Below are 26,910 nucleotides of genomic sequence, written 5' to 3' on the forward strand. Positions count from 1 at the left end.
ACAGCGCCAGGCACATCGAAACACTTGGACGGAGGAGACAGGAATGAAGGATTGGAAGATCGGCACGCGCCTGGGCGGCGGATTCGCGCTGGTGCTCGCACTGGTGGCAGCCATTGCGGGCATCGGCGTCGTGCGGTTGCAGGGCGTGGGAGATGCCACGCAAGAAATGACACGGCAATCGCTGGAGAAGGAGCGCCTCGCGGCGGCCTGGCTGCTGGCCACGAGCACCAACAGCGTGCGGACCTTCGCGCTCCTGAAAAGCAACGACCCCGAAGTGCAGGAGTTCCTGCAGAAGAGCATCGGCCAGAACAGCGCCGTCATCAACGAGACGCAGCAGAAGCTCGAGGAGATGCTGAGCACCCCCGAGGAGCTGGCGCTGAGCAAGGACATCAAGAGCCGGCGCGCGGAGTACGTCGAGCTGCGCAGCACGATCCTGAAACTCAAGTCGGACGGAAAGCTCGACGAAGCGACCCGGCTGAGCAAGGAGAAGCTGATTCCCACGCTCGACGCCTACGACGCAAGCATCCGCGCGATGGCGAGCCACCAGAAGGAGCAGATCGACAAGGCCGCCGGCTCGATCGACGAGCTGTACCGATCCGGGCGCAACCAGGTGATCCTGCTGGCGGCGTTGGCGCTTGCCGTGGGGTCGGTGCTTGCATGGCTGCTGACGCGCAGCATCGTGGAGCCGATCGACGAAGCGCTGCTGATCGCAGAGACCGTGGCCTCCGGCGACCTCAGCAAGGACTTCGAGAGCGATCGCGGTGGCGACTTCGGGCGCCTGCTCAACGGCATGGGCGAGATGGAAGACATGCTCACCGACATGGTGGGCCGCATCCGCACGGCGACCGATTCGATCGTGGTCGCCTCGAGGCAGATCGCCGCCGGCAATCAGGACCTGTCGTCGCGCACCGAGGAACAGGCCAGCTCGCTCGAAGAGACGGCTGCGTCGATGGAAGAACTCACCAGCACGGTGAAGCAGAACGCCGACAACGCGCGCCAGGCCAACCAGCTCGCGGTCTCCGCGTCCGAAGTCGCCGTCAAGGGCGGCAAGGTGGTGAACGAGGTGGTCGACACCATGGCGTCGATCAACGAGTCCTCACGCAAGATCGTGGACATCATCGCCGTGATCGACGGCATCGCGTTCCAGACCAACATCCTGGCGCTGAACGCTGCCGTGGAAGCGGCGCGCGCAGGCGAGCAGGGCAAAGGGTTCGCGGTGGTCGCCTCCGAAGTGCGCAGCCTGGCGCAGCGCTCCGCGGCGGCGGCCAAGGAGATCAAGAGCCTCATCGACGACTCGGTCGGCAAGGTCGACATCGGCAGCGCCCTGGTCGACGAGGCCGGCAAGACGATGGACGAGATCGTCGGCAGCGTGCGCCGCGTGACGGACATCATGGGCGAGATCACCGCCGCCAGCCAGGAGCAGACCTCGGGCATCGAGCAGATCAACCAGGCGATCACGCAGATGGATCAGGTGACGCAGCAGAACGCCGCACTGGTCGAGGAAGCGGCCGCGGCAGCCGCGTCGCTGCAGGAGCAGGCTGGCGGGCTGTCGCAGGTCGTCGGCATGTTCAAGCTCGACGACGACGGCGCGGCGCCGGCGGAGCCCGAGCCGGTCGCGGCGCCTGCAGTGCGAAAGACCGCCCCCAAGGCGCTGCCCGCCACGGCAGCGACCCCGAAAAAGACAACCCCCACGGCTCCGGCCGCGCCCGCCACCTCGGGCGCGGGCGACTGGACCGAATTCTGAGATCCACCCTCTACGAAAGATATGCGCCCTGCAGAGGCGCAATGACGATGACTTCCTTATCCAACCTGAAGATCGGCTCGCGACTGGGCCTGGGCTTCACCCTCGTCCTCGTGTTCATGGCCGCCATTGCCGCCTTGGGCGTGAACGCGCTGTCGAACCAGAACGACCGGCTCGACCGGATCGTCAACGACAACAACGTGAAGATCGCGGCGGTCAACGCGATGCTCACCACCATCCGCGACATCGCCACCTACGGCACCGAGCTGGTGCTGATCAACGACGAGGCCGGCATCTCCGCCCAGATGAAGAAGATCGCCGGCGCGCGCGAGCGGTTCGCCGAAGCCAACAAGGCACTGCGCAAGCTGGTCACGTCGGCGGAAGGCAAGGCGAACCTCGTCAAGGTCGATGAAGCGCTGGCCGTCGCCGCGCCGCTCAGCGAGCAGCTCATCGAGCTGGCGCGGCAGAACAGGAACGACGAAGCGACCCAGCTTCTCATGACGAAGTTCGCCCCCGCGGTGCGCGCAACGCTGACCGCGCTGGACGAGCTGAACGCCCATCAGGTCAAGCGCGCCGACGGCATCAATGCCGAGGCCCTCGCCGACTACCAGCGCGCGCGCAGCGTGGTGATCGGGCTTGGCGTGCTCGCCGTGCTGCTGGGTGCCGGCGTTGCGTGGCTCATCACCCGTTCAATCACGCAACCGATCCGCCAAGCGGTCAAGGTGGCCGAGACCGTGGCCGCCGGCGACATCACCTCGCGCATCGAGGTGCACTCGAAGGACGAAACCGGGCAGCTCATGCACGCGCTGCGCGAGATGAACAACAGCCTCGTGAAGATCGTCGGCGAAGTGCGCAATGGCACGGACACGATCGCGACCGCATCGAGCCAGATCGCATCGGGCAACCAGGACCTGTCGTCGCGGACCGAAGAGCAGGCCAGCTCGCTCGAAGAGACGGCCGCCTCGATGGAGGAACTCACCAGCACCGTCAAGCAGAACGCGGACAACGCCCGTCAGGCCAACCAGCTCGCGGTGTCGGCGTCTGAAGTGGCGGTGCGCGGCGGCAGCGCCGTCTCGCAAGTGGTCGACACGATGGGCTCGATCAACGCGTCCTCGCGCAAGATCGTGGACATCATCGGCGTCATCGATGGCATCGCGTTCCAGACCAACATCCTCGCGCTGAACGCGGCGGTCGAGGCCGCTCGTGCAGGTGAACAAGGGCGTGGCTTCGCAGTCGTGGCTTCCGAGGTGCGCAGCCTCGCCCAACGTTCGGCGGCGGCTGCCAAAGAGATCAAGACCCTGATCGACGATTCCGTCGAGAAGGTCGAGGAGGGCACCAGGCAGGTGGCCGAAGCCGGCCGAACGATGGACGAGATCGTCGAGAGCGTGAAGCGCGTGACGGACATCATGGGCGAGATCACTGCGGCGAGCCAGGAGCAGACCTCGGGCATCGAGCAGGTCAACCAGGCCATCACGCAGATGGACCAGGTCACGCAGCAGAACGCCGCACTGGTCGAGGAGGCTTCGGCCGCCGCGCAGGCACTGCAGGAGCAGGCTGGAAGCCTGTCGCAGGTCGTGGGCGTCTTCAGGCTGGCGCACGAAGCGTAACGGCGTCTTCAGTTTTGTCAGCACCTGCCGATAAGAAATCGATTGCGCTGGCGGCCGACCGCCAGTTCCCAAGTTCGAATCATTGAAGGAATGTGCGATGAGATTGAAGGATCTGAAGATCGGTACGCGCCTGGCCATCGGCTTCGGCGCCATGCTCGTACTGATGGCGCTGATTGCCGGCACCGGCATGCATCGCCTGTCCAACGTGGGCAACGCGACCGAGGCGATGGTTGCCGGCCCGCTGGCCAAGGAGCGCATGGTGGCCGAGTGGGCGAAGAACCTCGCCGCGAGCATCGTGCGGACCTTCGCGATCGTGAAGGCCACCGACCCCGCCACCGAGGCCTACTTCAAGAAGGAACTCGCCGCGGGCCAGGCCATCATCAATCCGCTGCAGAAGAAGATCGAAGAGACGATGGTCACGCCGGAAGAGAAGAATCTCTACGGCGAAGTCGCCGAGGCGCGCCGCAGCGTGCTCGAGATGCTGGGCGCGATGAACAAGCTCAAGGCCGACGGCGACCTCGAGGGCGCGAACAAGCTGGTCGACGGTCCGTTTGCGGCGGGTCTCGCGAAGTATGAAAAGTCTGTCGGCGCGCTGGCCGACTACGAGCGCTCGCAGATCGACGGTGTCGCCACCGGCATCGAGTTGGACCATGTGAACGGTCGCAATGCATTGATCGTGCTGGCGCTCGTGGCGTTCGCGCTGGGGGCGTTCCTGGCATGGCGCCTCACGCTCGGCATCGTCCGTCCGCTCGGCGAGGCGGTCTCCGTGGCGGAAACCGTGGCTGCCGGCAACCTGGGCAGCCGCATCCAAGTGCACAGCCGTGACGAGACGGGCCAGCTGATGCATGCGCTCAGGGAGATGAACCAGAGTCTCGCGCGCGTCGTCGGCGAGGTGCGCAATGGCACGGACACGATTGCGACCGCCAGCTCGCAGATCGCCTCGGGCAACCAGGATCTTTCCTCGCGCACCGAGGAGCAGGCGAGTTCGCTGGAAGAAACCGCCGCCTCGATGGAAGAGCTCACCAGCACCGTCAAGCAGAACGCGGACAACGCGCGCCAGGCCAACCAGCTCGCGGTGTCGGCTTCTGAAGTGGCGGTGCGCGGAGGCAGTGTCGTCTCGCAAGTGGTGGACACGATGGGCTCGATCAATGCCTCGTCGCGCAAGATCGTGGACATCATCGGCGTGATCGACGGCATCGCGTTCCAGACCAACATCCTGGCGCTGAACGCAGCCGTCGAGGCGGCACGTGCCGGCGAACAGGGCCGCGGCTTTGCAGTCGTGGCCTCCGAAGTTCGCAACCTCGCACAGCGCTCCGCCGCTGCCGCCAAGGAAATCAAGACCCTGATCGACGACTCGGTGGGCAAGGTCGAGGAAGGCAGCAAGCAGGTGGCCGAAGCCGGCCGCACGATGGACGAGATCGTCGAGAGCGTGAAGCGCGTGACGGACATCATGGGCGAGATCACGGCGGCCAGCCAGGAGCAGACCTCGGGCATCGAGCAGATCAACCAGGCCATCACGCAGATGGATCAGGTGACGCAGCAGAACGCCGCACTGGTCGAGGAAGCGGCCGCGGCTGCGGCATCGCTGCAGGAACAGGCGGGCAGCCTCACGGGCGCCGTGAGCGTATTCCGACTGGAAAGCCGCTGAACCGAAAACCCAAAAGAAGAAATGCGCGTCAATCTTCCGATCACCGATATCGAGTACCCGCTGCCGCAGGACGCGGCGCTGGTCTCCCGCACCGACCTCAAGGGACGGATCACCTACGTCAATCCGCTCTTCGTCGAGGTCAGCGGCTATACCGTCGAAGAGCTCATGGGCAAGGCGCACAACATCGTGCGCCATCCGGACATGCCACCGGAAGCCTTCGCCGACATGTGGGAGACGCTTGGCCGCGGCCTGCCGTGGACCGGGCTGGTCAAGAACCGCCGCAAGAATGGTGACTTCTACTGGGTGCAGGCCAACGTCACACCGGTTCGCCGGAACGGCGCGACGGTGGGCTACATGTCCGTGCGCAGCCGGCCCGAGCGTGCCGATGTCAAGGGTGCCGAGCAGGTCTATCGCAGGCTCCTGGAAGGCAAGGCCGCCGGCCTGCGGATCGTGCAGGGCGAGGTCGTCTCGCCCGGCTGGTCCGATCCGATCGGCTGGCTGCGCCGCATCCCGGTTCGCCGCCGGGTGTTCGCGGTGACGAGCGCCGCGGCGCTTCTCACGCTCGTCTTCGGCGGCGCGGCATGGGCGCAGGCCTCGGCACTCGTCGCCAGGTCGGACGCGCAGAGCTGGCTGCCTCATCTCATCGCGGCGGCGACCCTCGGTGCGACGCTCGCGTGGGCGGGGCTGGGCCACTTCCTCGGGCGCACCGTCTTCCGATCGCTCGATCAGGCATTGGACGCGGCGCGGGCCATCGCCGGCGGCGCGCTGGTCAAGTTCGAGATCCGTCCCGAGGACGAGACCAAGGACCTCCTGCGCGCGCTCAACCAGATGAGCGCCAACCTCTGCGCGATCGTCGCGGACGTCGGGGTCAACGTGTCGGGCGTGATGAGCACCTCCGGCCAGATCGCCATCGGAAACCAGGACCTGTCCGCGCGCACGGAGCAGCAGGCGAGTTCGCTCGAAGAGACGGCCGCCTCGATGGAACAGCTCACCAGCACCGTCAAGCAGAACGCCGACAACGCGCGCCAAGCCAACCAGCTGGCGGTGATGGCGTCGGACGTGGCGGTCAAGGGCGGCAGCGTGGTGTCGCAGGTGGTGGACACGATGGCGGCCATCGACGCCTCGTCGCGCAAGATCGCCGACATCATCGGCGTGATCGACGGGATCGCCTTCCAGACCAACATCCTCGCGCTCAACGCCGCCGTGGAAGCCGCCCGTGCGGGCGAGCAGGGCAAGGGCTTCGCGGTGGTCGCCGCCGAGGTGCGCGGGCTCGCGCAGCGCTCGGCGCACGCGGCCAAGGAGATCAAGGACCTGATCGACGATTCGGTCGGCAAGGTCGGCGCGGGCACCGCCCTTGTCGGCGAGGCCGGCAAGACCATGGAAGAGATCGTCGGCAGCGTCAAGCGCGTGACCGACATCATGGGCGAGATCACCACCGCGAGCCAGGAGCAGACCGCGGGCATCGAACAGATCAACCAGGCCATCACGCAGATGGACCAGGTCACCCAGCAGAACGCGGCACTCGTCGAACAGGCGTCGGCCGCCGCCCAGGCACTGCAGGAGCAGGCCGGCGGGCTCGTCGACGCCGTGAGCGTGTTCAAGCTGGAGCGCAACTAATTCTCAAGTGGAGTCAAGCAAATGCAGACGAAGACAACCGATACATCGAAGGCGGACAAGCCGCTGGAATTCCTGTCGTTCACCCTCGGCGAGGAGGAATACGGCATCGACATCCAGAAGGTGCAGGAGCTGCGGGGCTATGACGCGGTGACGCGGATCGCGAATGCGCCGGAATTCATCAAGGGGGTGGTGAACCTGCGGGGGATCATCGTGCCGATCATCGACATGCGGATCCGCTTCGGGATCGGCACGCCGAGCTACGACCAGTTCACGGTGGTGATCGTGCTGAACATCGGCGGGCGGGTGGTGGGGATGGTGGTGGACAGCGTGTCGGACGTGATCACGCTGGCTGCGGAGCAGATCAAGCCGGCGCCGGCGATGGGCTCGGCGCTGGACACGGACTACCTGATCGGGCTGGGCACGCTGGAGGAGCGGATGCTGATCCTGGTGGACATCGACCGGCTGATGTCCAGCGAGGAGATGGGCCTCGTCGAAGCGGCCGCGGCCTGAGCCGGACGGCACACACATTCATCGCCTGATCATGAAACTCCTGTCCAACGTACGCATCGGCACGCGCCTGGCCATCGGCTTCGGCGTCGTGCTGGCACTCACGATCCTCTCGAGCGCCTTCTCCCTGGTCACGGCCAGGAGCAACGCGGAGGCCACGCGGCACATGATGGAAAGCCCCCTGGCCAAGGAGCGGCTCATCTCCGACTGGTACGTGCTGACCTATTCGGCCATCGCGCGGACTTCGATGATCGCGAAGACCACCGACGAGACCTTGCCGGTCACCTTTGCCGACGTGATCTCCGACAGCGTGAAGAAGGGCAGCGAGACCATGGCGAAGGTCGAGGCCCTCCTGCTCGTGGACGAGGAGAAGGCGATGTTCAAGTCCATCGTCGAGCTGCGCGCCAAGTACCAGGCGGCCAAGGACGCGGTGAGCAAGGCGAAAGCGTCCGGCAGCGCAGCGGACACCGAGCGCGCCTTCAAGGAGCAGTTCCAGCCTGCCGCCAAGGCGTACGAGACGCGCGTGCTGGACCTGCTCTCGATGGAGCGCAAGGCCATCAACGACATGAGCCATGCGATCGACGAGGCGAACGCGCGCGCGCTCCAGATGCGCACGGTGCTGTTCGTGCTGACGATGGTGCTCGGCATCGGCTTCGCCGTGCTGATCTCGCGCAGCATCGTCAAGCCGCTGGGCGAGGCGGTGAAGGTGGCCGAGACCGTGGCGGCCGGCGACCTGAGTTCGCGCATCGAGGTGGAGTCCCGGGACGAGACCGGGCAGCTGATGCGCGCGCTGAAGGAGATGAACGACAGCCTCTCGAAGGTGGTGGGCGAAGTGCGCACGGGCACGGACACGATCGCGACGGCGTCGGGCCAGATCGCGTCGGGCAACCAGGACCTGTCGTCGCGCACGGAAGAACAGGCCAGCTCGCTCGAAGAGACGGCCGCCTCGATGGAGGAACTCACCAGCACCGTCAAGCAGAACGCGGACAACGCGCGCCAGGCCAACCAGCTCGCGGTGTCGGCTTCTGAAGTGGCCGTGCGCGGCGGCAGCGTGGTGAATCAGGTCGTGGACACGATGGGCTCGATCAATGCCTCGTCGCGCAAGATCGTGGACATCATCGGCGTGATCGACGGCATCGCGTTCCAGACCAACATCCTGGCGCTGAACGCAGCCGTCGAAGCGGCACGTGCCGGCGAACAGGGCCGCGGGTTCGCCGTGGTCGCCTCCGAGGTGCGCAACCTCGCGCAGCGTTCGGCCGCTGCCGCCAAGGAAATCAAGACCCTCATCGACGACTCGGTGGGCAAGGTCGAGGAAGGCAGCAAGCAGGTGGCCGAAGCCGGCCGCACGATGGACGAGATCGTCGAAAGCGTGAAGCGCGTGACGGACATCATGGGCGAGATCACCGCCGCCAGCCAGGAGCAGACCTCGGGCATCGAGCAGGTCAACCAGGCGATCACGCAGATGGACCAGGTCACGCAGCAGAACGCCGCACTGGTCGAAGAAGCCGCTGCCGCCGCAGGCTCGCTGCAGGAGCAGGCCACGAGCCTCGTTCAAGCCGTCAGCGTGTTCCGTCTGCACGCGCATGCGCAAGTCAAGACCGCACCCGCGCTCAAGCGTGCACCGGCTGCGGCACCGAAGGGCGGCGCCAGGCCGGCGCCCGCGGTGCGCGCCAGGGAAGTGAAGACGGAACCCCAGCTCGCCGCGTCCGGTAGCGCCCCGGGGGACTGGACCGAGTTCTGAACCAGAAAGAATTGACCATGAAATCCTTTGCCAACCTCCGGATCTCAGCCAAGCTGCTCGTATCCTTCATCGCGGTCCTTGCCTTGACCGTCGTCGTCGGTGTGATCTCGATCGTGCAGCTATCGAAGGTCAACGCCATGTCGACCGAGATCACGACCAACTGGATGCCGGCCACCCGCACGCTGCTCGAGATCAAGGGCCTCATGGCGCGTTACCGCTCGATCGAGCTGCAGCACATCCTCTCGGACACGCTGACCGAGATGTCCGAGTACGAGAAGTCGATGAGCGGCACCTGGGCCGAAGTGCAGAAGAATCTCGTCGAGTACGAGAAGCTCATCTCGGAGCCCGAGGAACGCGAGATCTTCCCGGTCTACAAGAAAGCCATCGCCCAGTACGCCGCGGAACACGAGAGGGTCGTCGCGCTCTCGCGTGCACAGAAGAAGGACGGCGCGACCGCAGTCATCCGCGGCGAATCGCTGAAGATCAACCGCGAGTTGAACGACATGGTCGACAAGCTGGCTGCGGTGAACCTTGCCGGGGCTGCCAAGGCCGACGCCACCGCCGAGACGGTCTATGCCAGTGCGAAGGTGTGGGTCATCGGCCTCCTGGGGGGGCAGCATCGTCGTGGGCCTCGTGCTGGCGGTGACCATCGCCCGTGCGGTATCCAAGCCTCTGTCCGACGCAGTCAAGGTGGCCCAGTCGGTCGCCGCCGGTGACCTCACCAGCCGCATCGATGCGCAGACCAAGGACGAAACCGGGATGCTGCTCGCCGCGCTGAAGGAGATGAACGGCAGCCTCGTGAAGATCGTGAGCGAGGTGCGCACGGGCACGGACACGATCGCGACGGCGTCGGGCCAGATCGCATCGGGCAATCAGGACCTGTCGTCGCGCACGGAAGAACAGGCCAGCTCGCTCCAAGAGACCGCTGCCTCGATGGAGGAACTCACCAGCACCGTCAAGCAGAACGCGGACAACGCGCGCCAGGCCAACCAGCTCGCGGTGTCGGCTTCTGAAGTGGCGGTGCGAGGCGGCAGCGTCGTCTCGCAAGTGGTGGGCACGATGGGCTCGATCAATGCCTCGTCGCGCAAGATCGTGGACATCATCGGCGTGATCGACGGCATCGCGTTCCAGACCAACATCCTGGCGCTGAACGCGGCCGTCGAAGCGGCACGTGCCGGCGAGCAAGGGCGTGGTTTCGCAGTCGTGGCTTCCGAGGTGCGCAACCTCGCGCAGCGTTCGGCCGCTGCCGCCAAGGACATCAAGACCCTCATCGACGACTCGGTGGGCAAGGTCGAGGAAGGCAGCAAGCAGGTGGCCGAAGCCGGCCGCACGATGGACGAGATCGTCGAAAGCGTGAAGCGCGTGACGGACATCATGGGCGAGATCACGGCGGCGAGCCAGGAGCAGACCTCGGGCATCGAGCAGATCAACCAGGCCATCACGCAGATGGACCAGGTCACGCAGCAGAACGCCGCACTGGTCGAAGAAGCCGCTGCCGCCGCAGGCTCGCTGCAGGAGCAGGCCACGAGCCTCGTGAAGTCCGTCAGCATCTTCCGCCTGGGCAGCGACAACGAGGCCGCCCGCGCGATCGCGCACGCACGTGCGAAGAGCGCGCCGGCCGCATCGCCGCGCGCCGCCAGGTCCGCACCGGCTGCCAGGCCGGCATCCGCAGTGCAGCCACAGGCCGTCGCGCGCACCGAACCCTCGGGCGACTGGACGGAATTCTGATCCGCCTGCTCCGGGCTGCGGCGCCGCAGGTCTTCAACATCCACCAAGGGTGCCGATATAGACGGGGAAGGCATCGCAGCGATGCCACCCCCGCCGAACTCCCCACCACACAGGTCGAAAGAACATGTCAGGAAGCTTGTTTTACACGGGTCTGAGCGGCCTCAGCGTGGCCCGCACCGCGTTGATGACCACGGCCCACAACACCGCCAACGTCTACACCGCGGGCTACAGCCGCCAGGTCGCACAGGTCTCGACCAACGCCCCACTGGCCACCGGCTCCGGCTACATCGGCGGCGGCGCGCGCGTCACCACCGTCACGCGCAGCTACGACGCCTACCTCACCGCGCAGCTCGCAGGCGCGCAATCCAACTCGGCTGCGCTCAGCGCCTACAGCACGCAGATCAATCGCATCGACACGCTGCTCGCCGACAAGACCGCCGGCCTCAGCCCGCTGATGCAGAGCTTCTTCACCGCGGTGCAGGGCGTCGCGAACACCCCGGCCGATTCGGCCGCGCGCCAGCAGCTCATCAGCTCGGCGCAATCGCTGGCGAACAAGTTCCGCTCGACGGACCAGTACCTCTCCGACATCAACTCGTCGCTCAACGACCAGATCGCCGGCAGCGTCGACCAGATCAATACCTATTCCAGCAAGATCGCGGGCCTCAACCAGCAGATCAGCATGATGACCGCCGTCGCCGGCGGCCAGCCCCCGAACGACCTGCTCGACCAGCGCGACCAGATCGTCAGCGAACTGAGCCAGATCGTCGACGTGAAGGTGCTGCAGCAGGACAACGGCAAGTACAACGTCTTCATTGGCACCGGCCAGTCGCTGGTCGTCGGCGACCAGGCCGCGACGATGAAGGCGGTGAATTCGGCCGCCGACCCGACGCGCAAGGCCCTCGCGCTCGTCGGCATCGCCGGCAACGTGCAGGAGCTCGCCGACAAGTCCATCACCGGCGGCTCGCTCGGCGGCATCCTGAGCTTCCGCAACGAATCGCTCATCCCCACGCAGAACGCGATCGGCCGCCTGTCGATGGCGCTCGCGAGCGCGGTCAACGACCAGCAGAACCTCGGCGTGGACCTCAACGGCGTGCTCGGGCAGGACTTCTTCACGACCGCTGCCCCCGGCGTCTTCTCGAACGCCAGGAACACCGGCAACCTCGTGGTCGCAGGCACCATCGCCGACGCCGGCCAGCTCACCACCAGCGACTACACGGTGCAGGTCAAGGACGTGTCGGGCACGCTGAACTACATCGTCACGCGCAGCGCCGACAACCAGGCCGTCGGCACCTACACCAGCTTCCCGATCACCTTCGACGGCGTCAGCCTCACGGCCGCCAGCGGCACCGCGCAGGACGGCGACACCTTCCTTGTGCAGCCGACCCGCTACGGCGCGCGCGACATGGACGTGCTCGTCAAGGACCCGGCCAAGGTCGCCGCCGCGTCGCCGGTCATCACCGGCACCACCGCCGGCAACCAGGGCTCGGGCGCCATCACCGCCGCGACCGTCGACAGCAACTACCTCGCATCGCCGCTGGCCGCCAACGTCACGCTGAGCTACGACGCCACCACGAACGAACTCTCGGGCTTCCCCGCGACCTCGGCCGTCACCGTCACGCTGCCCGGCGGCGCTTCCACCACCTACGCGGCCGGCGCGCCGGTGCCGTACACCGCGGGGGCGAGCATCGGCTTCGACGGCATCTCTTTCGCGATGAGCGGCGCCCCCGCGCAGGGCGACACCTTCACGGTCAACAGGAATTCTGCGGGCGTGTCGGACGGCAGCAATGCCCTGTTGGTGGGTGCGCTGCAGCGCAAGGCGCTGGTCGGCAACGGCACCACCACCTTCAACGGCGCGTACTCGCAGCTCGTGAGCGAGGTTGGCAACAAGGCGATGGAGATCAACACCGCCAGCACCACGCAGGAGAGCGTGACGGGCCAGATCAAGGCGGCGCAGCAATCCATCTCCGGGGTCAACCAGGACGAGGAAACCGCGAACCTGCTGATGTACCAGCAGATGTACCAGGCCAACGCCAAGGTGATCCAGACCGCATCGACCATCTTCGACGCGATCCTCGCCATCGGCGCCTGATCCCTCTCGACCCAAAGATTCAAGGAGCCGTGATGCGCATCAGCACCAGTTCTTTCTACGAGCAGAACGTCAAGGCGATGGGTCTGCAGCAGCAGAACCTGTTCCGAGTCCAGCAGCAGCTGTCGGCGGGGACCAAGTTCCTCACCGCCGGAGACGATCCGGTGGGCGCCGCGCGCGCGCTCGGCGTCAGCGAATCGCTGGCCGAGTCGGCGCAGTACGCGACCAGCCGCGACCGCGCGAACCTGTCCCTGTCGCGCGAGGAAACCGCGCTCGACAGTGCGACCAACATCCTGCAGAACATCAAGACGCTCACCGTGCAGGCCGGCAACGGCACGCTGTCGGACGCCGACCGCGCCGCGCTCGCGACCACGATCCAGAGCAACCTCGACCAGCTCGTCGGGCTGGCCAACTCCGACGATGGCAACGGCCAGTTCCTGTTCGCCGGCTACAAGAGCGCCAGCGCGCCTTTCGTGCAGCAGGCCGGCGGCGGCGTGCAGTACATCGGCGACCAGGGCCAGCGCTTGATGCAGGTGGACGTGGCGCGCCAGATGTCGACCGGTGACGACGGTCGCACCGTCTTCCAGTCGGTGCAGGGCGGTGCGGGCTACGTCACCTCCGGCTCGGCGGCCAATACCGGCAGCGGCGTGTTCGGCAGCGTCGGCATCAAGGATGCGACCGACCCCGACTACGGCAAGGACTTCCAGATCAGCTTCCTCGGCGGCAACTACACCGTCACCACCAACGAGACGCCGCCGGTGGTCGCCGCCACGGGCGCCTACACCGAAGGCTCGCCGATCAGCTTCGGCGGCCTGCAGATCGGCATCACCGGCACGCCGGTCGACGGCGACTCCTTCAATGTCACCACGGCAAAGAATGCCGGCACGGACATCTTCGCGTCGATCGGCGCGCTGGTCACCGCGCTCAAGACACCGCTGACCGGCGGCGGCGCCGCGGCGCAGGCGAGCCTGCAGAACGCGCTGAGCACTGCCAACGTCAAGGTCACGAACGCGCACGACAACGTGCTGACCGTGCTCTCGTCGGTGGGTTCACGCATGTCCGAGCTCGATTCGCTCAACTCCAGCGGCGCATCGCGGGACCTGCTCGACAAGAGCTACCTGTCGGACATCCAGGACCTGGACGTGACGGCCGCCATCTCGGAGTTCTATCAGCGCCAGACTTCGCTGCAGGCTACGCAGATGACCTTTGCGAAGCTGAACTCGATCGCGCTGTTCAACTACCTCTGAAGGTGTGTGGGCGCCCACCGCGCCCACGGTGCTGGTGGCACCCCCTCTTGCCGGCGGCCGGCTTCCCGGGCAGCATCACGCTGCGGCCGGGTGGCCGCGTTCACAGTCCCGCACCGATCGCGGTCGCCAGAGGACGAAGCAAGAGGAGTGAACATGCCAGGTCTCGAGCAGAGGGGCTGCGCCCGGGTGGCGCCGCTCGTGCACCTTGTCGAAGCCGAGGGGGCTTTTCAACTGTTCCTGGAGCTCAGGCGGATGCTGGAAGACGACGGTTATCCGGTCGTCACCTTCAGCTCCGTCGAGGCCTTGCTTGATCGACCGCCGGATGCGGCTTCGGGCTGCATCGTCCTCGGTGTCGAGACCCTCGGCCCGGAAGGACTCGACTTGCAGGCGTTGGTGGCGTCGAAGTCGGACCTGCCCGTGATCCTCGTGACCTCGAGCACCACGGCGCGCGACGTGGTACGCGCCATGAAGCAGGGTGCTGCCGACTTCTTCTGCAAGCCGTTCGACGAGCGCGCGATTCTGACGGCGGTCGACAAGGCCGTCAGCGGCCACAGGCTGAAGGCCCAATCGCGCAAGCTGCGGGAGGGATTCGAGCATCGCCGCGCGAGCCTGACGGCAAGAGAGCGCGAGGTGTACGAGCTGCTCGCCCTTGGCGCATCGAACCAGGTCATGTGCGAGAGCCTGGGCCTGGCCGAGCGGACGCTCAAGCACCATCGATCGCGCGTCATGGAGAAGCTGGGCGTGAGATCGATCGTCCAGCTGGTGCGCGCGATCGAAGGCCGGGGCTAGGGGCAACCCTTGTGGACCCTCGTGGCGGCGGTCAGAATCGCGAGGCCATTCATTGCGGTTCATTCATGGTTCGAGGAGGGCGCATATGTTCGACTTGAAGATGGGGTATCGACGCCGGACTGCCGCATCGCTCGTGCTCGCAGCCGGGCTTGTCGTCGTGTCGGGAACTGCCTTCGCGACCACGCAGTCGCAGCAGCGTCAGCAAGGTCGGGCTGCGAATCAGTCGGCCAAGCACGAGGCGCGTTCCGACAAGATCGATTGCAGGGCGGAGAACCAGAAGAGCAACGCCGAGTGTCGCCAGGAAAAGCGCAACACGAAGCAAGAGGGCCGGCAGACAAAGCGCGAGATCAAGTACTGAGCGGCGTCGCGGAGCGATCGTCGGCAGCGCCGCGGAACTATCGCGGATCGACTGCTGCGGAGACGGCGATGTCGCCGCAAAAGAGATCCAGATTGCCGTCGGCAGGCGCGCTCCTGACCAGGATCGCATGCGGCGTTGCCTGCAGCGCGGCCAGACGGACCGTGGCGGTGTTCTCGATGGTGTAGGGCGGTCCGATCTGGGATGCGGAGCCCTTGGAGCGCGCCAGCACGGTCTGGTTGAGCGAATGAGCGGGACGGCTGGACAGAGCGCCGCAAGCCCCCTCGTAGATGTAGGTGTAGAGATGGACCGGGCGGCCGACGTAGGGCGGAACGCCCGCCACCGTGACTGACACGGCAGTCTGCTCTCCGCGTCCTATGAGATGGGCCCAGGCGTTCTTGCCTGCGTTGACGCGACTGCCGGCAAGAGGAATATTGACCACGATGTCCGCCTGGGCGCGTGCGGTCTGTGCTGGCGGGACGTCTGCGCATCCGGCGAGCCCCGAGGTGAGTGCGGCGGCGAGTAATGGAAGCGGTCGCATGCGATCTCCCGGATCGGCGCCCAGCCGGCTTCGGAGGCTTATCGGATGAACAGGAAAACCGTCACCGCGAGGACGACGCCCGCCATCACGAACTTCGCAATCGAAGGCACACCTCTCTTGACCGGCTCGTGCGTGCGGTCGGCGCGGTTCAAGGCAACGAACCCGCTGAAGCTCTGGGTGTCGGTGGATGGATCTGCCATGTGAGCATTGTGCCGGGGCAGGTGCGATTCATCCAAGGAGAAAGCGCACACCTTTTTCCTCAATTTGTGCGTCCAGCGCCCGGCCGATCGGAGGAGGAATAGGCCCCGTCGTCGTAGGCGGCAGCATAGGCCGTCCAGTCCTGCTGCACCTGCTTCGCCGCCTCGATCGATGCATCGAGCACCCGCGTCTTCCATTTGCTGCGCTGCCCGAAGTCGATCAGTCCATCGGCGATGTCCGAGCCGTCGCGCCCGGCGCTTCGCAGTTGGGCCCACGCCACCAGCTTCGCCATCACGGTGATCACGCCTTCGAGATCGCTCGCGTTTTGCGCCGACTTGCCGCCCAGTGCGACGCGGTCCTCGCTCGGTTGCAAGGCGCGCAGCACGTAGGGCGATCCGCTCACGATCACCGGCTGGAGGAAGGCCATCGAAACCGCCTGAACGCGGCGCTGAAGTGCCACGACCCGATGTGCTTCCGACGTCCACCTGGGTTGTTCGACCTTCTTCAGGTGCGGCACCAGCGAAGAGGGCAGGGCCCGCTTCAGGTCCAGCACGTAGTTGCCGTCGGGCGAGCCCTTGCCCTCGACCAGGATCGCGTAGCGGTCGATGCCCAGACTGCCGGTGCCGGCGATTCGGCGCGCCACGTCCAGGACCTCGTAGAACTTCGGGTTCGGCTGCGCCGCGGCGAACTGATGGATGACCTGCACCGCCATCGCCCGCTGCTGGTCGGAGGCGCCCAGCGCCTTCTTGCCGTCCGTGCGCAGCACACGCCGGCGCCCCTTGATGTCGGTCCGGCCGGCGAGAAACTGCGAGCGCTGCCGTTCTCGCAGCCCGTCGAGCAGCACGCGAACCAGACCCTGTGCGGTGTCGCGCTCCACCCAGTAGGCCTTGCCGTTGGAGAGCGCCGAGGCGTAGCTTTCGATGAAGACTTCGCAGAGCCTGCGCGCTTCGCGCGGGCCCGCGGAGAGGCTTTCGGCGCCGACCCAAAGGCTCGTCAGGAACCGGATCAGGTCCCAGCTCGCGGGTGCGAGCGCGGACTCGTCGAAGTCGTTGATGTCGAAATAGACGAGCCGGTTGTCGCCCTTGTAGCTGCCGAAGTTCTCCAGGTGCAGGTCGCCGCACACCCAGGTCAGCGGCGCCGAGCGCGGCGCGCCGATGCGGGCGAGGCGGTCGTAGAAGAGATGGCAAGTGCCGCGCAGGAACACGAACGGGCTGGCGCGCATGTTGCGGTATTTGAGCGCCAGGCGTTCGGGGTCCCGGCCCTCGTTGAAGGATCGGATCTCACGCACGACATCCATCACGCACCTCCTCTTTCCGAGGCGTCGATCGCCTGTCGAAGGACGATACGCGAAATGACCCGGAGCAGTGCGCAATTCGTCAGGGAACGCTCAGCCTCCATGCGGCACAGTGCCGGCATGCCACGCATGTCACAGAGAAGCAGACGTCTGAAGATCATCAAGCTTGCACGCCCCTCGACGGGCGCGATGCTCCAGCACGCGGCCTCCGCCGCGCTGGCCCTCGCGATCATCGCCGGGGCACATTCCGTGAGCGTGCTTCTGCATCTGTGATGCCGGAGATCCCGGCGGTTCGCGCGACCTCCGGCGTGCGTGGGGCTAGCCCGGCCGGATGCCTGCGGATTTGACGAACTGTCCCCAGTTCTGAAGCTCCTTGCGGACGAGGCTGCCGAACTCGTCGGGCTGGTTCGGTGACGCGACCGTCATGCCCAGATCCGCGAGGCGCGCGCGGGCTTCGGGCGTGCCGAGGACGCGGAAGAGCTCGGCATTCCACTTGTCGATGACCGCCTTGGGCGTGCCCGCGGGCGCGACCAGTCCTTCCCATTCGCGCAGCTCCAGTCCGGGCATGCCGGCTTCCGCGAGCGTGGGCACCTCGGGCAGGGCGGACAGGCGCTGCGGGCTCGTCACCGCGAGCGCACGCAGCTTGCCGCCGCGCACCAGCGGCGCCGCCACCGAACTCGTCGCGAACATCGCCGAAACCTGGTTGCCGAGCAGTCCGGTCACGGCTTCGGCAGGTCCTTTGAATGGCACATGCAGCATGCGGACCTTGGCCGCACGCGCGAACGATTCGCCGACCAGATGGGCGGGCGAGCCGTTGCCGCCCGATCCGAAGCTGATCGCATCCTGCTGCGCGCGGGCGTGTTGAAGCAGATCGGCGACCGACTGGATCGGCGAGTCCGCAGGCACCACGAGGACGTTGTAGAGCCACACCAGATTCGCCACCGGCGCGAGGTCGTTCGCCGTGTCGTAGGGCAGCGGGCCCATGAGTTCGGGCAGCACGGTGTGCGTCAGGAAGATGATGCCCATCGTGTAGCCGTCCGGTGCGGAACGCGCGAGCGCCTGCAGCCCGATCATGCCGGTGGCGCCCGGCCGGTTCTCGACCACCACCGGTTGCTTCCATGCGCGCGCGACGCCGTCCGCCACGAGGCGTGCCAGCACATCCGGCGGACTGCCGGGCGGCAGCGGCACGATGATGCGGATCGCGCGCTCGGGGTAGCTCTGCGCGCGCGCCGGCAGGGGCAGCACGGCGGCCATCGGGGCCGCGGCCAGTGTTTGCAGCAAGTGTCTGCGGCGGATCATGGATCGCTCCTCAGGCGGCGGCCGCGGCCGGCAGCGCCACGGGGGCCGCCGACGAGACCGGCGGCAGGAACACCACGTCGTACTCGCGCGCGACCTTGACGACTTCGGCAGGGCTCGACATGTTGTGGATGCGGCGATACAGATCCACCAGTTTGCCTGCCGGCGCCGCCCAGAACAAGGCATGCGCCGGCGCACCGGAATTGTTGAAGAAGGCGTGCGGAATGCCGCGCGGCATGCGCACCAGGTCGCCCGCCGACGCGGAAGTGGTCTTGCCGTCGAGGATCAGGTCGATGCGGCCTTCCAGCACGTAGATGTATTCGTCCTGGTGCGGATGCACGTGCGGCGGCACGAAGGTCTCCTCGGGGAACACCGCGTGCCACGAGAAGCTGTCCTCGCTCATCTGCTTGGGCGTGTAGACCTGGCCGAGGATGTTCCACGACACGCTGTCGAGGCTCTGGTTCTTGCGGGTGATGTCGGGCGTTTCACGCATCGTGGGGCACTCCTTCGGTGGTGGTCAGCCGGTCGAGCGTCGAGGCGACCAGCGGGTTGTGGGAAGCGAAGCGGGGCTTGAAGCGGCGGCGCGCCTGCGCCAGGTCTTCCTCGTCCCAGTAGCCGATGAGGATGCCGCCCTCGGTGATGCGTGGCTGCGCCTCGATGGACTCGATCGCGCCGTCGGGCACCGTGACGCGCTGGCGTGGCTGGCGCGCCCAGCGAAAGAGCATTTCGTGCAGGCGCTCGATCGCGGCGCGATGCTCAGGCAGTCCGGATGCGCCAAGATCGCTGAACTCGCGCGGGTCGGACGCGAGGTCGAACAGCATCGGGCGGTAGTTCTCGAACAGCACGTACTTCCAGCGCCCGTCGAAGATCATGCGCATCCACGCATCGCGCGGCCGCGTGTCGAGTGCGATGCGCGATTCCTGGAACGAGAAGTCGTACTCGCACACCACGGCCGAGCGCCAGTCCGCCGGCGTCTCGCCGAACAGAAGCGGGCGCAGCGAGCGGCCGTCCATCACATGCGGCACGGGCGCGCCGCCGTACACGTCGAGGAAGGTCGGCGCGATGTCGACCGCCTCGACCAGCGCCTGGCTGCGCGTGCCGCGCATCGCATCGGCGCGTGGGTCCGGGTCGTAGACGATCAAAGGGCAGCGGATCACCGGCTCGTGGAACAGGTCCTTCTCGCCCATCCAGTGGTCGCCGAGATAGTCGCCGTGGTCCGAGGTGAAGACGATCATGGTCGAGGACATCAGCCCGCGTTCCTCGAGGAAGCGGAACAGCACGCCGAGCTGGTCGTCGATCTGCTTGATGAGGCCCATGTAGCCGGGCATCACCGCATCGCGCACGCCGTCCTGCGAGAAGGTGCGCGAGACGCGGTGGTCCATCATTGCGGCGTACACCGGATGCGGGTCGTCGCGCTCGGCCTCGCTGCGCACGACCGGCAGCGCGTCCTCGGGGCCGTACATGCTCGCGTAGGGCTCGGGGACGATGTAGGGCCAGTGTGGCTTGATGTAGGACAGGTGCAGGCACCACGGCTCTTCGCCGGCTTCGCGGATGAAGTCCATCGCGCGGCGCGTGATGTAGGGCGTCTCGGAGTGCTCGTCCGGAATGCGCGCCGGGCGGTTGCTGTACTTGAGGAACCAGCCCGAGCGCAGCGTGCCGTCCTCGTCCTCGGTGGCGTTGGCCCATTCCTCCCAGGGGTTGTCGCCGCCGAAGCCCTGGCTGCGCAGGTAGTCGCTGTAGGCCGGATCCGGATCGTGGCCGGAGTAGGGATGGATGCCGTCGTCGCGCTCGTAGGCATCGAAGCCGCACTGCGCGATGCGCACGCCGATCTGGGATTCCGGATCGATGCCCAGCCGCGACATGCCGGAGAAATCGGCGCGCATGTGCGTCTTGCCGACCAGCACGGAGCGCACGCCGAGTGGGCGCAGATGGTCGCCGATGGTCATCTCGCCGGCCTTCAGCGGCACGAAGTTCCAGCTCGCGCCGTGCGAGTGCACGTAGCGGCCGGTGTAGTAGCTCATGCGCGACGGACCGCAGACCGGCGAGTTGACGTAGGCGCGATCGAAGATCACGCCGCGCGCGGCGAGCGCATCGAGGTTCGGCGTGTGCAGCCTGGGGTGGCCGAAGCACGAAAGGTGATCGGCTCTGAGCTGGTCGCACATGATGAACAGGATGTTCTTGACGGGGGACTTCACGCGGCACTCCTCGTGGGGCAGGGAACTTGGAAGCCATGCTAGGCGGCACGCCCGCCGCGATCCAATGGTTTCGAGTGAAGTCGATTACCATGGGTTATCACCCCTCGACCCCACCCCGGAGGCCCGCGCCATGCGCCTGCAGCACCTGCACCTGTTGTTGACCATCGCGCACACGGGGAGCCTGCGCGCCTCGGCGGAGACGCTCAACGTGACCCAGCCCGCGCTCACCAAGGCGCTCAAGCAGCTGGAGGAAGAGTTCGGCACCACGCTCGTCATCCGCAGCCCGAAGGGCGTCCGGCTGGCCCCCGCCGGCGAACTGCTGGCCGCGCGCGCGGCGACGGTGGTGCGCGAGATCGATCGCGCGCGCGAGGAAGTCGAGTGGCTCACGCGCCATGCGCAGGCGACCGTGACCGTCGGCGTCTCGCCCGCCGCGGCGTTGATGCTCGCGCCGCAGGCCGTGTCGCGGTTCCAGTCACGCTGGCCCCAGGTGCGCGTGCGGCTGGTCGACGCGCTCTATCCGACCGCGCTCGCGCAGCTGCGCTCGGGCGAGCTCGATCTCGCGCTGGGCCCCTTGCCGGCGACAGGCCTGGGGCGCGACCTCGAGGCGCGCGCGCTCATCGACAGCCCGGAAGTGATCGCGGCTCGCGCGGGCCATCCGCTCGCGAAAAGCCGGCAGCTCGCGGATCTTGCCGATGCGAACTGGGTACTCACCGGCCCGACGCAGGGGCCGGGCGATCCTGCGCATCTGCAGATGGAGAAGCTCGGCCTGCCTCCACCGCGCATCACGCTGGAGTGCGAGTCCTTCTCGACCCTGCTGGCCGTGCTGCCACGGATGGATGCGGTCGCGCTCATGCCGCGCCGCTTCTTCGAGAGCCATGGCCCGCGCATCGGTCTCGTCGTGCTGCCGATCGCCGAAGCGTTGCCGCTGACGACGATCCATCTTTTCCTGCGCACCGATTCGCCGTTGACGGTGCCGACGCAGCGGCTCATGGATGCCTTCGTCAGCGAGGCGCAGGCGCTGCGTCGTGCGCGCAACTAGGCGCGGGCGGTCACGGCGGCCCACCAGTCGTCGAAGAGCGCGTCGAGTCCGTCTTCAAGCGCCGCCCACGACTTGAGCACCGTGAAGTGATCCTTCGCGGGTGCTTCGGCGCATGCACTCCAGTGGCCCTTGGCCTGCCATGCCTCGTGCATCGCGCGGTTCTGCCGGAGGAATTCCGGCGTCTCGGCGCCGCCCACGAGCCAGACGGCCGGAACACCATCGCGACCCACGCGATGGATCGGCGACATGCGACGCGCGGTGTCCGCGTCGAGCCGCAGGCGTTCGTTCAGCGTGGTGTCGCGCAGCGGGGCGAGGTCGTAGATGCCGCTGATGGCCCAGATGCCATCGACGCGGGCCGGATCACTCTTGGGCAGTTGGCCGTGGCCCAGAGCGAACTCGCTCGCAAGGTGCGCGCCGGCCGAATGGCCCGCGACCACGAGCGGCAGACGCGTCCATTCCGGCGCCATGCCGTGCGCCGCAGCGGCGGCGGGCCGAAGGGCCTGCACCAGTTCCGGCAGCGTCACGTCCGGGCACAGTGGGTAGTTCGCGAGGACCACATGCAGGCCGCGCCGCTGGAAGGCGGGGGCAAGCCACCGGAACAGCGACTTGTCGCGCGACTGCCAATAGCCCGCATGCAGGTAGAGCAGCACGCCGCGCGCGGTCCCGGTGCAAGGAAAGGCATCCAGCCGTTGGCGCGGATGGGGCCCGTAGGGCTGGTCGATGCGCGCCCCGGGCGAGGAAGCGACGATGTCGCTCTCGCGCTGGAAGCCCGCCAGCAGCTCGGGAAAATTGGGGCGACCCTGGCCTTCGACGTACTCGAATTGATGGTTGATCGGCGTGTTCATGCATTCGTGGAGAGAACGGGCGATTGTGTCCGGCGTGGTCGCCGGGCGCATCGATCCATTCTCGGGGTAACGCCTGATGCTGCCCGGTTATCTTGGTCGCCTAATCAAATGGATTCATGTCATTCGAGGAACAGGACATCATGATCTCCAGGAGATTCAAGGCGCGTGCCTTTGTCGCCGCACTCATGGCGGCGACGGTCGTGGCATCCGGCCCGGCGCTCGCGGCGGACCCGATCAAGGTCGGGCTGGTCGTGCCCGTGACGGGCCCGTTCGCCTACATGGGCCGCCAGATCGAGGCCGGGGCGTCGCTGTACCTCGCGGAGCACGGCGACACCGTCGCGGGCCGCAAGGTGGAGATCGTGATCAAGGACGACGCGGGCGTGCCTGCGACCACCAAGAGGCTGGCGCAGGAACTCGTGCTGAACGACAAGGTCGCCGTTCTGGCCGGTTTCGGCCTGACCCCGCAGGCCTTCGCCGCCGCGCCCGTCGCCACCCAGAGCAAGACGCCGATGGTCGTCATGCAGGCGGCGACGTCCTCGGTGACCGAGAAGTCCCCCTACATCGTGCGCACCAGCATGACGCTGCCGCAGGTGACCGGCGGGGTGGCGGACTGGGCGGCCGCCAACAAGATCAGAAAGGTCGTGTCGCTGGTGTCGGACTTCGCGCCGGGGGTCGATGCCGAAACCACCTTCAAGGAGCAGTTCGTCGCGAAGGGCGGCCAGATCGTCGAGGCCTTGCGCATGCCCATGATCACGAACGATTTCTCGCCCTACCTGCAGCGCGCCCGGGATGCCAGTCCGGATGCGATCTTCCTGTTCCTGCCGGCGGGCGACTCCGCGGCCATCTTCATGAAGCAGTTCGCGGAACGCGGCCTGGACAAGGCCGGGATCAAGCTGATCGGGACCGGCGACATCGTGGACGACGACGTGCTCGGGCAGATGGGCGACGTGGCGCTGGGGACGATCACCTCGCACCACTATTCCGCCGCACACCCTTCCGCGCTGAACAAGAAGTTCGTCGAGGCTATCGAGAAGGCCAACAAGGGCATGCGGCCCAGCTTCATGGCGGTCGGCGGCTACGACGGCATGCGCGTCATCATGGAAGGCCTGAAGGCCACGAACGGGGCGGGCGGGGAAGCCCTGGTCAACGCGATGAAGGGGCAGAAGTTCGAAAGCCCGCGCGGTCCGGTGCTGATCGATCCGCAGACGCGCGACATCGTCCAGGACGTCTACATCCGCAAGGTCGAGCGCGTCGGCGGCAAGCTCTACAACGTGGAGTTCGACGTGCAGAAGGCCGTGAAGGATCCGGGAAAAGCGAAGCAGTGAATGCAGGCTGAGGGACCCGGGCCTATGCGTCCTCCCCGGGGCCTTCTCCGTACCGGCGCATCGCGTTGAGCAGGACCGACAGGTTCCGCACGCCCACTTCGCCGGCGAGTTCCGACTCCGCGATCGCCACGGCCCGGCCGAATGCGGCGAGCCATTTTCGTCCCCACGGCGTGAAGCGCACGATGCGCACGCGCTTGTCGGAAGGGTCCTCCACGCGCTCGACCAGCCCCATTGCCGCACACTGATCGACGAGTTCCGTCATGGCGGCGCTGGTCATGGCGGCTCGCCGCGCCAGTTCGGTGATGCGGGTTCCCTTGAGGTCCAGGTGCCGCGTGAAGTTCACGTGCGAGCGGCGCGTCTGCGTGTAGCCGCTCTCCGCCATGAGCGCCAGCACGCGCTCCTCGAAGCGACGCAAGGCGTTGCTCAGGATCCTGCCGGCGTTCCTGGTGCGCCAACTTTCATCCAAATCCTGCCTCCCTTCATGGCTGTGTGGTGGGCTGTTTATACCTGCCGTGGGCGCTGGCGTCCAACGAGATAGTTTGGTAACCTAAATAAATTCCACATCGCTCCGAAGTGATCGCCCATGGTCGCCGACGCCCCTTCCACCTTGCCTCCATCCTCCGCGATCGAGACGGACGTCCTCATCGCCGGCGGCGGTCCGTGCGGCCTGATGCTCGCCAACGAACTGGGCCGCCGCGGCGTCCGTTGCCTGCTGGTCGATGCCAAGCCGGGCACGGCCTTCAACCCGCAGGCCAACGCGACGCAGGCGCGCACCATGGAGCATTACCGCCGGCTGGGCTTCGCGCACGAGATCCGCGCGCAGGGGCTGCCGCCGGACCATCCGACGGACATTGCCTACTTCACGCGCTACGCCGCGCACGAGCTGGCACGCATCCGCCTTCCCACCGCGGCGGAGGCGATCGTCAAGGTCAAGGCGATGACGGGCTCGTGGAGCGCAGCAGAGTTGCCGCATCGCATCTCGCAGAAGTTCGTCGAGCAGACCCTGCGCCGTCACGCAGAGGCCTGGCCGAGCGCCGAAGTGCGCTACGGCTGGCGGCTCGATCGCTTCGCCGACGACGGCTCGTCGGTCGGTGCCACGATCAGACCGAGCGCGGGCGGCGCGGCGCAAGAGGTGCGGGCCCGGTTCCTGGTCGGCGCCGACGGCGCGCGCAGCTTCGTGCGGCAGCAGCTGGGCATCGAGTGGGGCGGCGTCACCGGCATCCAGCGCGAGTTCATGGGCGGCAAGATGTTCGCCGTCTATCTGCGGGCACCCGGGTTCATTTCGGTGCTGCGCCATCCGAAGGCCTGGATGTACGTGGCCGTCAACCACGAGCGGCGTGCCTTCATGGCCTCGGTCGATGGCAAGGCCGAATACGCATTCCATGCCGCGCTGCGCCCCGGCGAGGATGCCGACGGCTGGACCGAGGCCGATGCGCGCCGCGTCTTCGCCGAGGCCGTCGGCGCCGAGGTGCCGATGGAGATCCTCTCGATGGGGACCTGGCTTGCGGGCCATGCCCTGGTGGCCCGGCACTTCCAGCAAGGTCGCGTCTTCATCGCCGGCGACGCCGCGCACCTGTTCACGCCGACCGGCGGCCTCGGCTACAACACCGCGGTCGAGGACGCAGTGAATCTTGGCTGGAAGCTGGCCAGCATCGTGCAGGGCAAGGCGCCGATCGCGCTGCTCGACAGCTACGAGGCCGAGCGCAAGCCCCTGGCCGAGCGCAACACCGGCTACGCGCGCCGCTTTGCCGATTCCGTGGGCCTGTTCGCGGCCAGGCCCGAACTGGAAGAGGATTCCGCGCGCGGCGAGGCCGAGCGTGCATCCGCATCGCGCTACCTCGACGAGCACGCCCGCCTCGAATTCAACATTCCCGGCGTGACCTTCGGTGGGCGCTACGACGGCTCGCCTCTCATCGTCGCGGACGGCGCGCCGCTGCCGCCCGACGAGCCGAACGACTACGTCCCGACGGCCAGCCCCGGCGGCCGCCCGCCCCATGCCTGGCTGGACGATGGGCGTTCGTTGTTCGACCTGTTCCATTCGGAGTGGACGCTGCTCGCGCTGGGCCCCGATGCACCCGCCGCCGAGCCCTTCGAAGCCGCCGCGCGCGCTTCGGGCACCGACCTGCGCGTGGTGCGCCTGCCCGAGCCGGCCCTTCGGGCGCTCTACGAGGCGCCGCTCGCCTTGATCCGCCCCGATCAGATCGTCGCGTGGCGCGGGTTCGACGCGGAAGACGCCGAGCGCGTGCTCGCTCGCGTCACCGGTCGCCAACCTCGCTGACAGGCCGCGACGCGCGTCTGGAGGCCCGACCGCGCGGAACCAGCATGCCGACCTGCCTGCGATAGGCGCGATAGCGCTCGCCGAATTGCATCAGCAGGTCGCGCTCCTCGAACGCGACGCCGATCAGGATGTAGGCGCTGAACCCGAGCGCGAACAGCAATCGTCCGAACGTCATAACCGGCACCGACCAGAAGCTCACCAGAAAGCCCACGTAAAGCGGATGGCGCACGTAGCGGTAGAACAGCGGCGTCCTGAATTCGCTCCGTGGCGCAGTGCGGCCGGTCAAGCCGGCATGGACTTGCCGCAGACCGAACAACTCGAAGTGGTCGAGAAGGAACGTGCTGACGAGGGCCACTAGCCAGCCGAGCCCGAACAGGCCCCACAGCAGCGCAGCGATGGCCTTGTTTTCGACGCGCCACACCACGGGCGCGTCGATCGGCACCCAGAGCCGGAACATCACGACCAGGACGACGCAGGTGGCGACGACGAATGTGCTGCGTTCGATGACCGGTGGGACCCACTGCGCCCACCAGCGTTTGAAGCCCCCGCGCGCCATCATGCTGTGCTGGACACCGAAGAGCACGAGCAGCGCGACGTCGGTGCCGACCGCTTGCATCCAACCCGCGCCCGGTCCGACATCGACCGACCTGGGGACCCACAGATTGCCGCTGAAGCCGATGAAATACAGCAGCGTCGCGGCGCTCGCCAGGTAGGCGAGCAGGCCATAGAGAAACGACGACAGGGCGCGCACGGTGACCTCCTTGGTGCAGCTGAAGGCCCCACTCTAGAGCGCGGGCGTCCCTTGAACGTCCCTGGGCAACGGCACCGTACCC

The 26,910-nt window shown here is 67.0% G+C and carries 23 protein-coding genes and 1 pseudogene; 15 read left to right on the forward strand and 9 right to left on the reverse strand.

The features are described from left to right. Window positions 1-43: 43 nt before the first annotated feature. The 11 genes and pseudogenes from WKW77_RS08295 to WKW77_RS08345 all read left to right on the forward strand — a co-directional run bounded on the left by WKW77_RS08295 (window position 44) and on the right by WKW77_RS08345 (window position 15,069). On the forward strand, window positions 44-1,744 hold the full coding sequence (locus tag WKW77_RS08295) for a methyl-accepting chemotaxis protein (RefSeq protein WP_340356381.1): 1,701 nt from the start codon (window positions 44-46) through the stop codon (window positions 1,742-1,744). Window positions 1,745-1,791: 47 nt separating this feature from the next. Further along, complete coding sequence (locus WKW77_RS08300; protein ID WP_340356382.1) at window positions 1,792-3,348, forward strand: methyl-accepting chemotaxis protein; 1,557 nt, start codon at window positions 1,792-1,794, stop codon at window positions 3,346-3,348. Window positions 3,349-3,445: 97 nt separating this feature from the next. After that, the gene (locus tag WKW77_RS08305; RefSeq protein WP_340356383.1) at window positions 3,446-4,996 is read left to right on the forward strand and encodes a methyl-accepting chemotaxis protein; all 1,551 of its coding nucleotides are present in this window, start codon (window positions 3,446-3,448) and stop codon (window positions 4,994-4,996) included. Between the two features lie 21 nt (window positions 4,997-5,017). Beyond that, on the forward strand, window positions 5,018-6,613 hold the full coding sequence (locus WKW77_RS08310) for a methyl-accepting chemotaxis protein (protein WP_340356384.1): 1,596 nt from the start codon (window positions 5,018-5,020) through the stop codon (window positions 6,611-6,613). A 21-nt stretch (window positions 6,614-6,634) separates the two neighbouring features. Then, on the forward strand, window positions 6,635-7,123 hold the full coding sequence (locus tag WKW77_RS08315) for a chemotaxis protein CheW (protein ID WP_340356385.1): 489 nt from the start codon (window positions 6,635-6,637) through the stop codon (window positions 7,121-7,123). Between the two features lie 31 nt (window positions 7,124-7,154). Continuing rightward, entirely contained in the window at window positions 7,155-8,861 is a 1,707-nt protein-coding gene (locus WKW77_RS08320; RefSeq protein ID WP_340356386.1) for a methyl-accepting chemotaxis protein, read from the forward strand. Window positions 8,862-8,878: 17 nt separating this feature from the next. Next, window positions 8,879-10,589: pseudogene (locus WKW77_RS08325) on the forward strand (methyl-accepting chemotaxis protein). A 124-nt stretch (window positions 10,590-10,713) separates the two neighbouring features. Next, window positions 10,714-12,678: a flagellar hook-associated protein FlgK gene (gene flgK / locus WKW77_RS08330; RefSeq protein ID WP_340356387.1), complete on the forward strand. Its 1,965-nt coding sequence runs from the start codon at window positions 10,714-10,716 to the stop codon at window positions 12,676-12,678. 32 nt (window positions 12,679-12,710) lie between these two features. Next, window positions 12,711-13,922 (forward strand): flagellar hook-associated protein FlgL, encoded by a 1,212-nt coding sequence (gene flgL, locus WKW77_RS08335; RefSeq protein ID WP_340356388.1) that lies wholly within the window; start codon window positions 12,711-12,713, stop codon window positions 13,920-13,922. Window positions 13,923-14,075: 153 nt separating this feature from the next. Continuing rightward, window positions 14,076-14,711, forward strand: a complete 636-nt coding sequence (locus WKW77_RS08340; protein ID WP_340356389.1) for a response regulator transcription factor — start codon at window positions 14,076-14,078, stop codon at window positions 14,709-14,711. An 85-nt stretch (window positions 14,712-14,796) separates the two neighbouring features. Then, window positions 14,797-15,069, forward strand: a complete 273-nt coding sequence (locus WKW77_RS08345) for a hypothetical protein (protein ID WP_340356390.1) — start codon at window positions 14,797-14,799, stop codon at window positions 15,067-15,069. Between the two features lie 37 nt (window positions 15,070-15,106). Here the strand turns inward: WKW77_RS08345 and WKW77_RS08350 are convergent, their stop codons facing one another. Genes WKW77_RS08350 through WKW77_RS08360 form a run of 3 tightly spaced genes read right to left on the reverse strand, consistent with a single transcriptional unit; the run spans window position 15,107 to window position 17,102 of the window. After that, window positions 15,107-15,607 carry a hypothetical protein gene (locus WKW77_RS08350; protein WP_340356391.1) on the reverse strand — a complete coding sequence of 167 codons (501 nt, stop codon included), beginning with the start codon at window positions 15,605-15,607 and terminating at the stop codon, window positions 15,107-15,109. A 38-nt stretch (window positions 15,608-15,645) separates the two neighbouring features. Then, window positions 15,646-15,807, reverse strand: a complete 162-nt coding sequence (locus tag WKW77_RS08355) for a hypothetical protein (RefSeq protein WP_340356392.1) — start codon at window positions 15,805-15,807, stop codon at window positions 15,646-15,648. A gap of 59 nt (window positions 15,808-15,866) precedes the next feature. Further along, entirely contained in the window at window positions 15,867-17,102 is a 1,236-nt protein-coding gene (locus WKW77_RS08360) for a DUF2252 domain-containing protein (RefSeq protein WP_422823159.1), read from the reverse strand. Window positions 17,103-17,228: 126 nt separating this feature from the next. Between WKW77_RS08360 and WKW77_RS08365 the strand changes: the two genes are divergently transcribed. Further along, window positions 17,229-17,372 carry a hypothetical protein gene (locus tag WKW77_RS08365; RefSeq protein WP_340356394.1) on the forward strand — a complete coding sequence of 48 codons (144 nt, stop codon included), beginning with the start codon at window positions 17,229-17,231 and terminating at the stop codon, window positions 17,370-17,372. A gap of 45 nt (window positions 17,373-17,417) precedes the next feature. Here the strand turns inward: WKW77_RS08365 and WKW77_RS08370 are convergent, their stop codons facing one another. The 3 genes from WKW77_RS08370 to WKW77_RS08380 are packed head-to-tail and all read right to left on the reverse strand — an operon-like array spanning window position 17,418 to window position 20,590. Further along, complete coding sequence (locus WKW77_RS08370) at window positions 17,418-18,398, reverse strand: Bug family tripartite tricarboxylate transporter substrate binding protein (protein WP_340356395.1); 981 nt, start codon at window positions 18,396-18,398, stop codon at window positions 17,418-17,420. Window positions 18,399-18,408: 10 nt separating this feature from the next. Continuing rightward, window positions 18,409-18,888: a cupin domain-containing protein gene (locus WKW77_RS08375; RefSeq protein ID WP_340356396.1), complete on the reverse strand. Its 480-nt coding sequence runs from the start codon at window positions 18,886-18,888 to the stop codon at window positions 18,409-18,411. Beyond that, complete coding sequence (locus tag WKW77_RS08380) at window positions 18,881-20,590, reverse strand: alkaline phosphatase family protein (RefSeq protein WP_340356397.1); 1,710 nt, start codon at window positions 20,588-20,590, stop codon at window positions 18,881-18,883. Before WKW77_RS08380 ends, WKW77_RS08375 begins: the two co-directional genes overlap by 8 nt. Window positions 20,591-20,720: 130 nt before the next feature. Here WKW77_RS08380 and WKW77_RS08385 point away from each other — a divergent pair, with 130 nt between their 5' ends. Next, window positions 20,721-21,629: a LysR family transcriptional regulator gene (locus WKW77_RS08385; protein WP_340356398.1), complete on the forward strand. Its 909-nt coding sequence runs from the start codon at window positions 20,721-20,723 to the stop codon at window positions 21,627-21,629. On the opposite strand, the gene WKW77_RS08390 is transcribed toward WKW77_RS08385, so the two are convergent. Next, window positions 21,626-22,474 (reverse strand): alpha/beta hydrolase, encoded by an 849-nt coding sequence (locus WKW77_RS08390; protein ID WP_340356399.1) that lies wholly within the window; start codon window positions 22,472-22,474, stop codon window positions 21,626-21,628. The two genes, WKW77_RS08385 and WKW77_RS08390, sit on opposite strands and share 4 nt — an antisense overlap. A 116-nt stretch (window positions 22,475-22,590) precedes the next feature. On the opposite strand from WKW77_RS08390, the gene WKW77_RS08395 reads away from it, so the two are divergent. Further along, on the forward strand, window positions 22,591-23,799 hold the full coding sequence (locus tag WKW77_RS08395; RefSeq protein ID WP_340356400.1) for an ABC transporter substrate-binding protein: 1,209 nt from the start codon (window positions 22,591-22,593) through the stop codon (window positions 23,797-23,799). A 22-nt stretch (window positions 23,800-23,821) separates the two neighbouring features. Here WKW77_RS08395 and WKW77_RS08400 read toward each other — a convergent pair whose 3' ends face one another. Next, window positions 23,822-24,265, reverse strand: a complete 444-nt coding sequence (locus tag WKW77_RS08400; protein WP_340356401.1) for a MarR family winged helix-turn-helix transcriptional regulator — start codon at window positions 24,263-24,265, stop codon at window positions 23,822-23,824. 117 nt (window positions 24,266-24,382) lie between these two features. On the opposite strand from WKW77_RS08400, the gene WKW77_RS08405 reads away from it, so the two are divergent. After that, the gene (locus WKW77_RS08405) at window positions 24,383-26,077 is read left to right on the forward strand and encodes an FAD-dependent oxidoreductase (RefSeq protein WP_340356402.1); all 1,695 of its coding nucleotides are present in this window, start codon (window positions 24,383-24,385) and stop codon (window positions 26,075-26,077) included. Here the strand turns inward: WKW77_RS08405 and mddA are convergent. Next, window positions 26,055-26,828 (reverse strand): methanethiol S-methyltransferase, encoded by a 774-nt coding sequence (gene mddA, locus WKW77_RS08410; RefSeq protein WP_340356403.1) that lies wholly within the window; start codon window positions 26,826-26,828, stop codon window positions 26,055-26,057. The two genes, WKW77_RS08405 and mddA, sit on opposite strands and share 23 nt — an antisense overlap. Window positions 26,829-26,910 lie beyond the last annotated feature (82 nt).

Origin of the sequence: Variovorax ureilyticus (assembly GCF_037889935.1) — a bacterium.
Taxonomy (GTDB): domain Bacteria; phylum Pseudomonadota; class Gammaproteobacteria; order Burkholderiales; family Burkholderiaceae_C; genus Variovorax; species Variovorax ureilyticus.